The sequence below is a fragment of the Nostoc sp. ATCC 53789 genome (assembly GCF_009873495.1).
In the GTDB taxonomy this organism is placed as follows: domain Bacteria; phylum Cyanobacteriota; class Cyanobacteriia; order Cyanobacteriales; family Nostocaceae; genus Nostoc; species Nostoc muscorum_A.
This window is the reverse complement of sequence record NZ_CP046703.1, coordinates 509,804-525,349: the sequence shown is the minus strand read 5'-3', so window position 1 is coordinate 525,349 and position 15,546 is coordinate 509,804. Positions and strand designations below refer to the sequence as shown.

The window sequence follows — 15,546 nt, the reverse complement described above, 5'->3', positions numbered from 1 at the left end:
CTCTTGCCTCCTGTCCCCTGCCTCTAAACCAGTAACTTTGTACTTTATGCAAAGGAAAACTGCTTATTGAAATTAGTTTGTAGTGAGTGCTGTTCGCTTTCGACGAACTACACCTACACATTTTTAATTTTTTTGCGGGCAAAAAGATACATTAAGAGCAAGGGTTAAAGGGATTGGATTTTCCCCTTAACCCTTCCTTTTTCACCACAAGAATGTAAAAAGATACTAATGAACAGAGTAAGGACAAAGCACCCCCTACGCAAACACAATCTAGAACGAAAATTTCTTTCTCTGTTCCCTATTTTCAAAATAGGTCTATTGCCGAAATTTGTACTTTAAATCACAGATGCTTCGCGTTGGCAATCAAAAACAACCATATATGAAGCATTTGGTATTTCCTGGGGGAGGTGTCGCATATAGCCATCGGCATCAGAACGACTGCGGAAGCGAGCAACAATTTCCCGTTGGGTATTAGGAAGCTGACGAGCGATCGCCCAAGAATTGAGGCGTTCTTTATAAGCAATAGGCTGATTGTCTGATTTAGAAGCTTGGTTAACCGTATTTTCTGGCATAATGATGTTATCCGTATGAAGTTTAATGAAGGGCGTTAATTAGTTTCTAAGTAGGAATGCACTAACGCTTTTTTTTTTATGCTGCTGCCACCTTGTTATTCGATTATTAATAAGTTGTCAACACTTAGCGCTAAATTTTAGACCAACTAAGTTGTAATTTTCAGGTAGCAATGAATCTCAAAGCCTTAATTTGCAACTGTTTTCAGCATCAAAAAATCTTCAAGCAGAAGGTTTACCAAATATTGAGTTTTCATGATTTGTTTGCATACGCAGAAGGAAAATCAGTATCAGTGGTAAACTTAATGCTAGTGTCTTAAAAGAGACTATCAAAAGCTCATTTGAGAATAATATTAATGTTCCCCCGATAAAATTATAGTTATCATAATGGAAACACCATTTGTAACATCAATCATTCAAAAAGTAGCAGAGGAAATAGGAGCAGTAGTTTTAGTAGATCCAGAATGCACCTTTGTGGGACTGATTACCTTTAAAAATGGGAATAAAACTTTTTTTAGGAATACCAGATTTAGTATTAATTCTTCGGGTTCAACAGCAATAGCAAAAGATAAAAGTGTTTCCAGCTTTTTTTTGAATAATTTTGGCTACAAAGTTACCGAAGGAAAAACATTTTTCAGTGAAGAATTGTGCAGAGAAATAGCTGATATTAGAAATATAGAACAAGGATTCTATTATGCTAAGGAGTTGGGATTTCCTGTAATTGTCAAGCCAATTAATCTCAGTCAAGGAATATTTGTTACCAAGGTTTATAACAAGCAAGAATACTATCAAATAGCCAAGAAAATCTTGCAAAAAGTCTCAGGCTTTATTGTTGAACGATTTTATAGTGGCAATGATTATAGAATTGTAGTACTTGATGATGAAGTAGTTTCGGCATATCAAAGAATTCCCCTATTTATAACCGGGGATGGTCAGTCTAATGTTTTAGAACTTATGCAACAGAAGCAAGAAAATTTTAGCAAAAATGGTAGAAAAGAAATTATAGATTTTGAAGATTACAGAATTAAAAAAAACTTGCGAAGACGGAAGCTAAATTTTAGTAGTGTGATACCTAAAAATAATATTGTATATCTTTTAGACAATGCAAATTTATCGACTGGAGGCGAGGCAGTAGATTTTACAGAAAGCATTCATCCTGATTTTCAAAAACTCGCAGTAAGTATTACAAAAGATATGCAACTGAGATTAGCAGGTGTGGACATTCTTGCTAGTGATATAACCTCACCAATAGTAGATTATACAATCCTTGAAGTAAATGGCGCTCCTAGCTTAAGTCACTACGCATCATTTGGTGAAGTTCAGACCAAAAGAGTAGAAAATCTATATCTCAAAATTCTGAAAATACTTGAAAACGAAAATAACAAAGAAAAGCATTAATTTTGCTTGGAAGCACAGTAATTTCTACTCTCATAGAAATCCGCTTTGATTTTTGTTAGCGTAGCGTGGCGTAGTCATACTTACTTACGTTGACAGTCAAGAGGCAAGAAGGATTGTTGAGTTGTACTAAGTTTTTCAAAAATCAAATATGAGTCCTATATCTAGCTATCTATTCACCACTTCTTATCTAGAAGGGATTCAAATTCAGCTTGTAAGGCGTTTATATCCGCTAATCTTGCGACTAGTAAATTATCTTTACCAGCATTACTTAAGCGTACTTTCCAATAACTAATACTATCTGAGTTGTTCAGCCAAAACTGAATCACGGTATCTACCACTTGATCTAGATTCCAATCCCACTTGGCTGGAACGGATTCTACCGATTCTAGAAAGGTATCTAGTGTACACGTATACATCCCCAGATATTCCACACCTTGGTGGGGTGGTTTTTGCTCATTTTGCTGTTGGTGATTAAAAAACTGCAAAAGTGGAGATACTCCTACAATATCAAAAGTGTATTTCATGCTAGTACTCCGAGTTATAAATTACTTGCAGGAAGCTTTACTTTTTCTCTATTATAATACTTTTAACCTAACTTAAGCATCTATAACAAGTAGATTTTTGGTTTATGTCATAGGTGTTAAAATTAAATAAAAAATTAGCACTAGCTAGCCTTGAGTGCTAAATCATAGGTATTAAAGTTCAGTTGGAAATTAGCACTAGCAAGCCTTGAGTGCTAAGTTTATTTAATAGTTTGATTTATTATTAAATAGTTTCAGATATTAATTAATGAGTACATAAGTAGGTGGTTACAATTAAATATAAGATAGAGAAGGTCTAAAAAATAGGTTCTACGAGATGTCTGCTCCATTGCGAGTTAGATTAACAGATTTAGAAGATTTGACGCTTTTGGAGTTACGGTCAGCGACAACAGTTCCTCAACGGACACGAGAGCGTGCCCACATAATTCGATTAAATGCCCAAGGATGGAATGTACCAGCGATAGCTAAAATTTTTGAGTGTCACGAACATACGGTACGAGCAACACTGAGGCGTTGGGAAAATAAGGGTTTGGGAGGACTGTGGGAAACTTCCGGGCGAGGAGCAAAGTGCAAATGGCTTGAGGCAGACTTAGCATATTTAGAGGATTGCTTAGAGGTAGAGCCCCGTACTTATAACAGTTTGCAGTTATCAGAAAAATTGGCTCAAGATAGAAATGTGCAATTGAGTCCGTCTCGTTTGCGACGTTTGCTCAAAAAAAAGTGGAAATGGAAACGCACCCGCCATACTCATAAGAGAAAACAAGACCCAGAAAAACGACGAATTAAGCAAGCAGACCTAGATACCTTAAAGCAAGCGGCAGTAGAGGGTTATGTCGAGCTTAAGTATCTTGATGAGTCTGGGTGTTGTCGTTGGAGTCCCGTTAGCTATAGTTACAGTCGTATCGGTAGCCAAAAACAAATGGCACAAGTTGGTAGCCGTGGTGGTCGCATTAGTATTTTGGGTTTATGGCAACCCCAAGTCAGTTTTGAATATGCCTTGGTTCAAGGTGGGTTCAAAACAAAACGCTACATCGAGGTTATGGATTGGGTTGCAGCTAAGGCACAAAACACTTTAGTTGAAACTGGTCGCATCAGTGTTATTGTTCACGATAATGGTTCCTTACATACCAGTAAGAAAGCAAAACAAAAATGGCTTGAGTGGCAGGAAAAAGGATTATTCGTTTTCTTTTTACCACCTTATTGTTCCGAAATGAATCGGATAGAGGAAGAGTGGCATCAACTAAAAACTCATGAAATTGCTGGACAAATGTTTGACAATAACTACGATTTGGCTATGGCAATTATTGATGGCATGGAAGCTAGAAGCGTAAAGGGGGAATATGCCCTTGAGCGTCTTATATTTAATTGTGCCTAGCTACTTATATTTTTAATAATTATTTAATTAATTTCGTTGTGAATTGTAAAGGCTTTATGCTTCCTAACCCTTATTAAAAAGGAGGGCATTAGAACCAATACAGTTCAGATAAGACCAAAAGACTTGTAGAGACGGCGATTTATCGCGTCTCAAAAACCCAAAATTTTTACCAGTAGCTCTTAGGGACTTGCAAAAAATAAATTATCCCAAATTATTTATAGATTTGTAGGGGCGCAAGGCCTTGCGCCCCTACGACGGGATATTTTTTTAACTGGAAGTCCCTTAACCCAAGCGTATTGGAATTAGAACTAGCTTTTTAAGGGAAGCCAGTCGTGTGCATATTTACCCCATTGAGCGGACTACTATAGGTTGGGGGAATAGGTATTTGGTGAAATTTTATGTTTTACTACCAGTTAAAGATACGAATATAGTTCGCGGGCTAGGGTAGATTTACCAACACCCCAGAACCAATAATCAAGATTTTCTTTATCCTAGGTTTACAACTTCCTTTTCAAGCTCATCAGGGTAAGCATTACTCACCCAAATAACCGTCTTCAGCGCAGCTCAATACGCCGCTACAATAGTACCACTACAAGGATTATGCCGAAATTAGTGATATTATGACGACTGCTACAACTGTAAAAACTGAGTATGAAGCGATTATTGGTCTAGAAACCCATTGTCAGTTGAGTACCAAGACCAAAATTTTCTCTAATAGCTCTACGGCATTTGGTGCTGACCCAAATACTAACATTGACCCGGTTTGTATGGGTTTACCTGGGGTCTTACCTGTACTCAATGAAAAAGTATTAGAATATGCTGTCAAAACTGGTTTGGCACTGAATTGTCAAATTGCTAGATATAGTAAGTTTGACCGGAAACAATATTTTTATCCTGACTTACCCAAAAATTACCAAATTTCTCAATACGATCTACCGATCGCAGAACATGGTTGGCTAGAAATTGAGTTGGTAGATGCTGAGGGCAATCCCAGCCGCAAACGCATTGGTATCACACGTCTGCACATGGAAGAAGATGCAGGAAAATTGGTACACGCCGGCAGCGATCGCCTTTCCGGTTCTTCCTATTCTCTGGTAGACTACAATCGCGCAGGTATTCCATTAGTCGAAATTGTCTCGGAACCTGATTTGCGTTCTGGATTAGAAGCTGCTGAATATGCTGAAGAGTTGCGCCGGATTGTGCGCTATCTCGGCGTGAGTGATGGCAATATGCAAGAAGGATCTCTGCGCTGCGATGTCAACATATCTGTGCGTCCAGTGGGACGAGAGGAATTTGGCACCAAGGTAGAAATTAAAAATATGAACTCCTTCAGCGCCATCCAACGAGCGATTGACTACGAAATTGAGCGCCAAATCGCCGCCATCGAAGCAGGCGAGCGCATCATCCAAGAGACTCGGCTGTGGGAAGAAGGCGCTCAACGTACAAGTAGTATGCGGGTAAAGGAAGGTTCTAGCGATTATCGCTACTTCCCCGAACCAGATTTAGCACCAATTGAGGTGACGGATTCAGAATTAGAGAAGTGGCGCAGCGAATTACCAGAATTACCAGCCCAAAAACGCCATCATTATGAAAGTGAGTTGGGGCTTTCGGCTTACGATGCGCGAGTGTTGACAGAAGATCGTCCAGTAGCGGAATATTTTGAAACTGCGATCGCATCTGGAGCAAATGCCAAAGCTGCTGCAAACTGGATTACTCAAGATATCGCCGCCTACCTTAATAAGCAAAAACTTAGTATTACTCAAATCGGGCTGACTCCTACCAATTTAGCTGAGATCATTACTCGCATTGAAACGGGCAAAATTAGCAATGCTCAAGCTAAAGAAAAGTTACCAGATTTGCTCAGTGGGATTTCTCCTGAAAAAGCTTTTGCAGGTCAAGAGTTAATCACCGATCCTAGTGTACTAGAACCTATCGTTGATGAAGTCATAGCCGCCAATCCCAAAGAACTAGAAAAGTATCGCAACGGTAACACCAACCTTAAAGGCTTCTTTGTTGGACAAGTTCTCAAAAAGACAGCCAAACGTGCTGATCCTAAGCTGACTAACGAATTGGTAGAAAAGAAACTGAATGCTTAGGGACTTCCAGTAAAAAAACATCTCATCCCTGGGTTTGGGTAGAGGAGTGTGGGGAGTGTGGGGAGTGTGGGGGGGTAAGACTTCTTCCCCATCCTCCCACACCTCCCACACCTCCCACACCTCCCACACTCCTGGATTTCTCACAAGTGAGAAATCAAGGGTAAGTATTTTCTCGGTGTTTCTTCATGAAATCTTCATATAAAAACTGGTGACTACCCGCATACCTAAAATGATATAGTGTGGTAAGTAGATGCACCCTGATGATCTGGAGAGCTGCCTAAGTAGCTCTCTTTTTTATCTAGTTATGTAGTATTTACGGAGTAGCTTTATTCAAATTGTAGAATAAATCTTAATCAATAAGTATTAACTCTTAGATAATCAAATATATACTGTGAGTAAAAGATGCACCGTAATGATCTGGAGAGCTACTTAGGCAGCTCTCTTTTTTCATAATTTGTCTTTCGTCATAAGAAAGGTAAAACAATTATGCTAATCGCCAACTGGTGCATTATTATTGCCATCAGCAAATAAACTCATAATAGTCACTGGAAATTGGGGAGCAAGGGAACTGCGGAGAAACTCATAACTCTTGTACAGACGCGATTAATCGCATCTCTTCGCACTTTTTTAAAGCACAAATTGACTTATCCAACCTGATAGTTGTAAGGAAGAAAATGGCAGATTGGCAAAAAATCACAGGTGGCATCACAGCACCAAGGGGGTATCAGGCGGCGGGAATAACCGCAGGGTTGAAACCTTCGGGGTTGCCAGATTTAGCTTTGATATTCTCAGAGGTGGAAGCGATCGCAGCTGGTGTATTCACCACCAGTCAAGTTAAAGCTGCCTGTGTCGAATATTGTCGCCAACGCTTGCTAGCCAAACCTAGCGCTCGTGCCATCCTTTGCAACGCTGGACAAGCAAATGCCGCTACAGGTAATCAAGGCTACCTTGATACCCTAGAGTCTTCTCTGGCAATAGCCCAAGCACTAAACATCTCGTCTGAATCTATCTTATTGGCTTCCACTGGCGTGATCGGTCAAAGAATTAAGATGGATGCTTTGCGAAGTGGAATTCCCAAGGTAGTAGCTGCACTATCAGCAACAGGTTCAGATGCCGCAGCTGGGGCGATTATCACTACAGACTTGGTAACAAAATCTATTGCCCTAGAGACAATTGTAGGCGATCGCCCAGTACGAATTGGTGGTATTGCCAAAGGTTCCGGCATGATTCACCCCAACATGGCAACCATGCTAGCATTTGTTACTTGTGATGCTGTGGTTTCCCCAGCCCTGTGGCAGCAAATGTTAGCAAGGGCGGCTGATAGAAGCTTTAATTCCATTACCGTGGATGGTGATACCAGCACCAACGACAGCTTAATTGCCTTGGCGAATGGTCAATCTCGCACCCCAGCAATTATAGAATGGGGCGCAGAGGCAGAGAAATTAGAGGCGATGTTAACAGCAGTTTGTCAGCATTTAGCCAAAGCGATCGCTCGTGATGGTGAAGGCGCAACTTGTCTAATAGAAGTGGAAGTAACAGGGACCCATGATGAAATTTCAGCCCGACAAATAGCCAAAACCATCGCTGGTTCATCCTTAGTTAAATCTGCAATCTTTGGCCGAGATCCCAACTGGGGACGCATCGCCGCCGCCGCCGGACGTGCAGGTATACCCTTTGAGCAAGAAAATCTGCAAATTAAGTTAGGGAATTTTTTAATGTTAGAAAACGGGCAACCCTTAACTTTTGATCGTTCAGCAGCGAGTGCTTATTTGAAAAAAGCAGCGACGGGTGCTTATCTCCAAGAGGATACGGTGTTAATCTCCGTTAATGTTGGCAACGGTTATGGTGTGGGTAAAGCTTGGGGTTGTGATTTGAGTTACGACTACGTGAGGATTAACGCCGAATATACTACCTAAACGGCTCCCAATTGTTTGCGTTGTAGAGACGCGATGAATCGCGTCTTTAGCCAAGGATGTCTTGCAATCATTTAGATGTAGAGACGTAGCAATGCTACTTCTCTACAAGGGTTCTGAGTAACGCATATTTAATTTCACCAGATGTCTATTAATTGAATTGGTATCAGAATAGTCTTACGGTTTCTCATGCTGTGGCTGGACGGGGAAAAATGCCTAAGAAGCATATAGAACTTAGAAGGAAGAGGTACTTCAAGCTCAGTTCACAAATCGCTCAGTTGGATAATGCCCAATTGCGTTCTCTGTTTGACAATAGTGAGTCAAATGAGTCGAGTACGGGTTGGGGAATGAATCACACCATCGTCCTTGGTGAATCCAAAGTTTTTGTGAAACGTGTTCCGCTTACAAATATCGAATTTGACAACCTGTTCTCCACCAGAAACCTTTATAACCTGCCGACTTACTGTAATTACGGCTTCGGTTCCACTGGTTTTGGTGTCTTTCGAGAACTCGTGACTCATATCAAGACAACCAACTGGGTATTGTCGGGGGCAATTGCTACTTTCCCACTGATGTACCATTATCGGATTATTCCTTTCTCTGGGCAGCGTGCGGATGTCGATATGGAACGTCTAAGAGATTATGTGGAGTACTGGGGCAATAGTGCCAACGCCGGGAATTATATGTTAGATAGAGCGATCGCTAACTATGAGTTGCTTCTATTTCTAGAGTACATACCGTATGTTCTGGAAACATGGCTGCAAGACAACCCTAACAAACTTCAAAAACCCCTGGATGACTTACGCACGACGATTACCTTTTTGAGAACGAAGGGAATCATCCACTTTGACGCACATTTTCGCAATATCCTCACCGACGGTAAGCAGACATATCTGACCGATTTTGGTTTGGTACTTGACAAAAGTTTTACTTTGACGAAAGATGAAAAGTCTTTTTTTAAGCAGAACGCATTTTATGACTATGGAGAAGTCCTGCGAAATCTTGGTCATCTGATTCGATCGCCGTATGATTTGTGTTCGGAGAACGATAAACGCAGGATTATAGAAAAATATGGCATAAAAGAAGGCTTAAAACCTCATGAACTGCGGTCTATATTACTCGACAACATCGAGCAGATACATGCTGATGGAATCATGAAGTTAGATAAGTTTTATGTTGCTAGCATTGTCAAGTACCGCAGTATCATTGTGCTGATGCAAGATTTCTTTTCTGATATGTGGGAAAACAACAACAAGGACACTAAACTTCGTCACGCAGAACTACGGCTGCTGCTTAAAGAGACGGGGTTTATTCATGGTGTTGGAAATGGCAGATAGTTGCGATCGCTGGATAAGAAATACACCTATTTGGGGTGTTTACTTCGGTTTCCAACTTTCCCAGCCTTACTATCTCACTCTCATCGCAGTGCGTTCCTAAATTAATAGGGATAATATAATAGTTGCTATAAATAAAAACTTATAGATGACAAAAGACTACTAAAATTCAGTTACAAAACAAGCAAAGATAGTCAATCATCAAGTAAACATGATAGTTTCCATAAGCAAGAGTTTATACATTAGAAATTATTCCTATGATTAAGGAAAATAGATAAATTTTTACTTATATATCCAATCTAATATTTGTTTAATAATTCGAGGCAACGAGTGAACTAATTTTGCTTCAAAGGCTGTAAACTGTTTTCAACAAGGTGAATGATGCCTCTGCGTCAGACTAGACCAGAGCCAATAAATTAGCCGAGTTTTTATATAAGTAGCCGTGTCATTGATGAAATGGCTGGGTTTACATTGCCAAATATAGCTTAATCATTAGTAGCGCAACAAACACAATGTTTTTTGCCTAATTTGCTATAGCTATAAAAAATAAAATTTACCTTCGACGGAGATATTTATGACAGAATTTTTTAATCAAATTTCTCGCCGCAAATTTATATTTACAGCCGGAGTATCTGCGAGTGCTGTATTACTCAAAGGCTGTTTGGGCAATCCTCCTGAAAACCTGACTGGTGGAAGCACTAAAGCACAACCAACTGCTCAGTCGGTTGCTAATATTAGTTCCGAACAAGCACCAGAAACTACTACAGTCAAGCTAGGATATATTCCCATTGTAGAAGCGGCTCCTTTAATTATTGCTAAAGAAAAAGGATTTTTTGCAAAGTATGGTATGACTGATGTTGGTCTTTCCAAACAAGCTTCTTGGGGTGCAGCCAGAGACAACGTAGAAATTGGTTCTGCCGGTGGTGGTATAGATGGCGGTCAATGGCAGATGCCAATGCCACATTTAATTACAGAAGGTTTAATTACCAAGGGAAATAAAAAAATTCCCATGTATGTCTTATGTCAATTGGTTACACATGGAAATGGAATTGCGATCGCAAACAAGCACCAAGGCAAAGGTATTAGTCTACAACTCGCCGGCGCTAAGTCTTTATTTAAGGAATTAAAATCTTCAACACCCTTCACTGCTGCATTCACTTTTCCCCACGTCAACCAAGATTTGTGGATTCGCTACTGGTTAGCAGCAGGCGGCTTAGATCCAGATGCAGATGTCAAGTTGCTCACAGTACCAGCAGCGCAAACTGTGGCCAACATGAAAACAGGAACAATGGATGCCTTTAGTACAGGCGACCCCTGGCCTTATCGCCTGGTACAAGACAAGATTGGCTATGTAGCAGCATTAACCGCAGAAATTTGGAAAAATCATCCTGAAGAATATCTTGCCATGAGAGGCGACTGGGTTGATAAAAATCCCAAGGCTACCAAAGCAATTTTAAAAGGAATTATGGAAGCACAGCAATGGCTAGATAATTTTGACAATCGCAAAGAAGCTGCTCAAATTCTGGCTGGACGGAATTATTTCAATCTTTCTTCACCGGAAATTCTAGCTGATCCATACCAAGGTAAGTATGACATGGGTGATGGTCGCAAAATTGATGATAAATCGATGGCGGCTTACTACTGGAAAGATGAAAAAGGTAGTGTTTCCTATCCATATAAGAGTCATGATTTATGGTTCATAGTTGAAAACGTTCGCTGGGGATTCTTGCCAAAAGATTACATTGACAATAATGCTGCCAAAGCAAAGGAACTTATCAACAAAGTCAACCGCGAAGATATTTGGAAAGAAGCTGCCAAAGAAGCTGGAATTACTGCTGCTGATATTCCCACAAATACATCCCGTGGTGTAGAAGAGTTTTTTGATGGCATCAAATTTGACCCCGAAAAGCCAGAAGAATATTTGAAAAATTTGAAAATCAAAAAAGTCAGTGTTTAGTCATTAGTCATTAGTCATTGGTCATTAGTTCTTTGCAAAGGACAAATGACAAAGGACAAATAACAAATAAAATTTGAGGAGAATACAGCATCATGACAATAGCCCAAAAACGCCCTGCAAATCCTAGATTGAGTAATGGCTTTATATCCAGCCTGAAAAAGCAATTTCCTGACCTGATACCACCAGCGATCGCGATCGCAATTTTCCTGACTATTTGGCAACTCTTCTCTTGGACTCCGGGCGCTACATTACCAGGGCCAATACAAGTTGTTCAAGATACTTGGATTCTCATTTTCTGGCCATTTTATGACCGGGGTGGACTTGATAAAGGTTTATTTTGGCAGATTCTCGCCAGTCTGCAACGGGTTGCGATCAGTTATACCCTAGCTGCGATCGTTGGTATTGGCTTGGGCATTTTGATTGGGGTTAATAGAACCATGTCCAAAGCATTAGACCCCATCTTTCAACTACTGCGGACTGTACCACCTCTAGCTTGGGTTCCAATTTCTTTAGCAGCTTTACGACAAAACGAACCCGCAGCATTATTCGTAATTTTCATTACCGCCATTTGGCCCATCTTAATTAACACTGCTGTAGGCGTAACCCAAATTCCCCAAGATTACAACAACGTCGCCAAAGTTCTGCAACTTAGCCGCAAAGAATATTTCACTAACATTTTGATTCCTGCGGCATTACCCTACATCTTTACCGGATTGAGAATTGCGATCGGTTTAGCATGGTTAGCGATTATCGCCGCCGAAATCGTCATGTCCGGTATTGTCGGCATCGGCTTTTTCATCTGGGATGCCTATCAAAATAACAACGTCAGCGAAGTAATTTTAGCTCTAGTTTACATCGGTGTTGTTGGTTTACTCCTAGATAAAGCGATGGGTTGGCTGCAAAACAAGATTTTACCAGCAGAGCAAAAATAGTCATTAGTCATTGGTCATTAGTCATTGGTCATTTGTAGAAAGCTAAGGACTAATGACCACGTACTAAGGGCTAATGGCGAAAGACAAAAGACTAATGACAAAAGACTAATGACAAAGGACAAATAAGTATGTTCGTAGCTGTCGATCAAATTGAAAAAGTTTTTGAATTAACTGGTGGTGGCAAATATATCGCCCTCAAAGGAATCGACCTCCAAATTAAAAAAGGAGAATTCGTTTCTTTGATTGGTCACTCCGGTTGCGGTAAATCCACCCTATTAAATATGATTGCGGGTTTGGATTTGCCTACTGAGGGTCTTGTCACTCTTGAAGGACAAAAAATCACCAAACCTGGCCCAGATAGGATGGTGGTGTTCCAAAATTATTCCTTATTACCTTGGCGGACGGTAAGAGAAAATATTGCCCTCGCTGTGGACTCAGTAATGAAAGGTTTACCCGCAGCTGAACGCAACGCCATTATCGAAAAACATATAAATATGGTGGGTTTGCGTCCCCATGCTGACAAACAACCGGGGATGTTATCAGGTGGACAAAAACAGCGAGTTGCGATCGCCCGCGCCTTAGCGATTCGTCCCAAATTACTCTTGCTAGATGAACCCTTTGGTGCGTTGGATGCACTCACACGCGGCAATTTGCAAGAACAACTGATGCAAATTTGCGAAGAAAATCAAGTTACCGCCGTAATGGTGACACATGATGTCGATGAAGCCGTGCTGTTATCTGACAGAATTGTGATGTTAACCAACGGCCCCGAATCTAAAATTGGTGACATTTTAGAAGTGGATATTCCCAGACCCCGCAAGCGGATGGAAGTGGTAGAACATCCCAGCTACTACAGCTTGCGGAGTGAGATGATTTACTTCCTCAATCAGCAAAAACGAATCAAAAAAATTCGGGCGCGGAAAACTGCCGACGTTGCCCGTCATGGATTAGAAAAAGTTAACCTAGAAATTGGCTTTTTACCTCTGACAGCTTGCGCCCCTTTAGCAGTTGCTAAAGAAAAAGGCTTCTTTCTCAAACATGGTTTAGATGAAGTTAACCTGGTGCGGGAAAGTAGCTGGCGGGGTATAGAAGATGGCATAAGTGGTGGTTACTTAGATGCGGCTCAAATGCCTTCAGGGATGCCGATGTGGTTAACTTTGGGAGGACATAATAACCAACCTCTGCCCGTTGTCACCGCCCTTACCATGACTCGCAACGGTAACGCCATCACCTTGGCAAAACGCTTTCTCGACCAAGGTGTACAAACCTTATCAGACTTCAAAAGATACCTGCTTCGCACCCGTGACCAACGGCACACAATGGGAGTAGTACACGCCGCATCGATGCACAACTTGTTGCTGCGTTACTGGCTAGCGGCTGGTGGAATTGACCCCGATAGCGATGTGGATATGAAGACCATTCCCCCAGCGCAGATGGTAGCCGACCTCAAAGCTGGAAGCATTGATGGTTACTGCGTAGGCGAACCTTGGAACTACCGCGCTGCTGTGGAAAATGTTGGCTTTACCATCGCTACCGATTTAGAAGTTTGGCTGGGACACCCCGGTAAAGTTCTTGGTGTGCGGGAAGATTGGGCAGAAAATTATCCAAATACGCATATCGCCTTGACTAAAGCATTGTTAGAAGCTTGCCATTATTGTGCAAATCCCGAAAATACCCAAGAAATTCGGCAAATTTTAGCAGGGCGAGATTATGTCAGCACTGATTTAGAATACATTCAACTCGAAGATCCAGATAGTCTCACCTGTGACTTAGACCATCCATTGCGAGACTATGCCCATCTCCAGTTCTATTCCGATTCTGCCATCAACCGTCCTAGTCGCACCGAACAAATTTGGATTATGAGTCAATTGGCGCGTTGGGGTGATACTCCTTTCCCCAGAAATTGGGTAGAAGTTGTTGAACGGGTGTGTCGAGTGCGTGTTTTCAGCACCGCCGCACGAGAATTAGGTTTGGATATTAGCTATATTCGCCAACCGATTCAACTGTTCGATGGTACTCCCTTTAACGCCGATGATCCGATCGCTTATCTCAACAACTTGAAAATTAAACGTGATTTTTCAGTCGCGGAAGTTGTTCTTGATGCACCGAGAAGGAGACTCGCGTCATAAAAAAGTCGTGAGAGAAAGAGGGAGTGGGAGAAGTAGCACATCACACGCGAACCTTTTATCTCCGTTAACGAGTATTTGAACTGGATGAATCCACCTTTTATCTCCGTTAACGAGTATTTGAACTGGATGAATCCACCTTTTATCTCCGTTAACGAGTATTTGAACTGGATGAATCCACCTTTTATCTCCGTTAATGAGTATTTGAACTGGATGAATCCACCTTTTATCTCCGTTAATGAGTATTTGAACTGGATGAATCCACCTTTTATCTCCGTTAATGATCTGACTTTTTATATCATCTGAAAAAATCAGCAAAAGACCTAACCCCCTACCCCCTTCCCTTGTAGGGAAGGGGGATATTCAAAGCCTCTCCCCTTCTAGGTCAGAATATTCATTTTCGCATCGCCTACATTTAGCTTTTTAATCCCCAAATACCAAATACCATGCAAAACCGCAACTCAACAGCTACAAGCACACTAGGAAAACCATTCGCAGCTGCAACCACCAGCCGCAGACCTTTCCTAGAAATTAAAGACGTTACCAAAGTTTATCCCACAAAGACAGGCCCCTTCACCGTACTAGACGGCGTTAATCTCAACGTTGAACAGGGCGAGTTTATTTGCGTCATCGGTCACTCTGGCTGTGGCAAATCGACACTGTTAAATATGGTATCCGGTTTTAACTTTCCCACCTCCGGGCAAGTCTTACTCGAAGGAGAACCCATTACCAAACCAGGCCCAGACAGGATGGTTGTCTTCCAAAACTATGCCCTGCTACCTTGGCGGACTGCTTTTGAAAACATCTATTTAGCTGTTAACGCCGTTTATCCCAACAAACCACAAGCCGAAAAAAGAGCGATCGTGCGCGATCACTTAGCAATGGTGGGACTGGCTGATGCAATGGAAAAGAAACCAATGCAAATGTCCGGTGGGATGAGACAACGGGTTTCTATCGCCCGTGCTTTGGCGATTCGTCCGAAAGTTTTAATTTTAGATGAACCTTTTGGGGCGCTGGATGCAATTACCAAAGAAGAATTACAAGAAGAATTGCTGAAAATTTGGGGCGATAACCGTTGTACAGTGCTGATGATTACCCACGACATCGACGAAGCACTATTTTTAGCAGATAAATTGGTAATGATGACCAATGGCCCACACGCGAAAATTGGCGAAGTTATGGAAATTCCTTTTTCTCGTCCCCGCGATCGCGCCCGCATCATGGAAGATCCCCAATACTACCAACTACGCAATTATGCCTTAGATTTCCTCTTTAATCGCTTTGCACATGATGACGTAGGTTAA

13 protein-coding genes are annotated in these 15,546 nt (G+C 41.4%); 11 read left to right on the top strand and 2 right to left on the bottom strand.

The features are described from left to right. Positions 1–335: 335 nt before the first annotated feature. On the bottom strand, positions 336–572 hold the full coding sequence (locus GJB62_RS01975; protein WP_012408924.1) for a hypothetical protein: 237 nt from the start codon (positions 570–572) through the stop codon (positions 336–338). Between the two features lie 384 nt (positions 573–956). On the opposite strand from GJB62_RS01975, the gene GJB62_RS01970 reads away from it, so the two are divergent. Continuing rightward, positions 957–1,967: a cyanophycin synthetase gene (locus GJB62_RS01970; RefSeq protein ID WP_114084401.1), complete on the top strand. Its 1,011-nt coding sequence runs from the start codon at positions 957–959 to the stop codon at positions 1,965–1,967. 173 nt (positions 1,968–2,140) lie between these two features. On the opposite strand, the gene GJB62_RS01965 is transcribed toward GJB62_RS01970, so the two are convergent. Further along, the gene (locus tag GJB62_RS01965; protein ID WP_114084400.1) at positions 2,141–2,491 is read right to left on the bottom strand and encodes a hypothetical protein; all 351 of its coding nucleotides are present in this window, start codon (positions 2,489–2,491) and stop codon (positions 2,141–2,143) included. A gap of 334 nt (positions 2,492–2,825) precedes the next feature. On the opposite strand from GJB62_RS01965, the gene GJB62_RS01960 reads away from it, so the two are divergent. The 10 genes from GJB62_RS01960 (at position 2,826) to GJB62_RS01920 (ending at position 15,546) form a co-directional block, all read left to right on the top strand. Next, complete coding sequence (locus GJB62_RS01960) at positions 2,826–3,884, top strand: IS630 family transposase (RefSeq protein ID WP_245245942.1); 1,059 nt, start codon at positions 2,826–2,828, stop codon at positions 3,882–3,884. A 620-nt stretch (positions 3,885–4,504) separates the two neighbouring features. Further along, positions 4,505–5,980, top strand: a complete 1,476-nt coding sequence (gene gatB, locus GJB62_RS01955) for an Asp-tRNA(Asn)/Glu-tRNA(Gln) amidotransferase subunit GatB (RefSeq protein ID WP_114086250.1) — start codon at positions 4,505–4,507, stop codon at positions 5,978–5,980. A 674-nt stretch (positions 5,981–6,654) separates the two neighbouring features. Continuing rightward, a complete protein-coding gene (gene argJ, locus GJB62_RS01950; protein ID WP_114086251.1) occupies positions 6,655–7,896 on the top strand; it encodes a bifunctional ornithine acetyltransferase/N-acetylglutamate synthase in 1,242 nt (413 codons plus the stop codon). A gap of 209 nt (positions 7,897–8,105) precedes the next feature. Beyond that, positions 8,106–9,230, top strand: a complete 1,125-nt coding sequence (locus GJB62_RS01945; RefSeq protein ID WP_114086252.1) for a hypothetical protein — start codon at positions 8,106–8,108, stop codon at positions 9,228–9,230. After that, the gene (locus GJB62_RS37925) at positions 9,208–9,330 is read left to right on the top strand and encodes a hypothetical protein (RefSeq protein WP_258551513.1); all 123 of its coding nucleotides are present in this window, start codon (positions 9,208–9,210) and stop codon (positions 9,328–9,330) included. Before GJB62_RS01945 ends, GJB62_RS37925 begins: the two co-directional genes overlap by 23 nt. Positions 9,331–9,801: 471 nt before the next feature. After that, on the top strand, positions 9,802–11,184 hold the full coding sequence (locus GJB62_RS01940; protein WP_114086253.1) for a CmpA/NrtA family ABC transporter substrate-binding protein: 1,383 nt from the start codon (positions 9,802–9,804) through the stop codon (positions 11,182–11,184). Positions 11,185–11,276: 92 nt separating this feature from the next. Further along, on the top strand, positions 11,277–12,116 hold the full coding sequence (gene ntrB, locus GJB62_RS01935; RefSeq protein WP_114086254.1) for a nitrate ABC transporter permease: 840 nt from the start codon (positions 11,277–11,279) through the stop codon (positions 12,114–12,116). 122 nt (positions 12,117–12,238) lie between these two features. Beyond that, entirely contained in the window at positions 12,239–14,245 is a 2,007-nt protein-coding gene (locus GJB62_RS01930) for a nitrate ABC transporter ATP-binding protein (RefSeq protein ID WP_114086255.1), read from the top strand. Between the two features lie 84 nt (positions 14,246–14,329). Next, positions 14,330–14,548 carry a hypothetical protein gene (locus tag GJB62_RS01925; protein WP_147262611.1) on the top strand — a complete coding sequence of 73 codons (219 nt, stop codon included), beginning with the start codon at positions 14,330–14,332 and terminating at the stop codon, positions 14,546–14,548. Positions 14,549–14,688: 140 nt separating this feature from the next. Continuing rightward, entirely contained in the window at positions 14,689–15,546 is an 858-nt protein-coding gene (locus tag GJB62_RS01920; protein ID WP_114086257.1) for a nitrate ABC transporter ATP-binding protein, read from the top strand.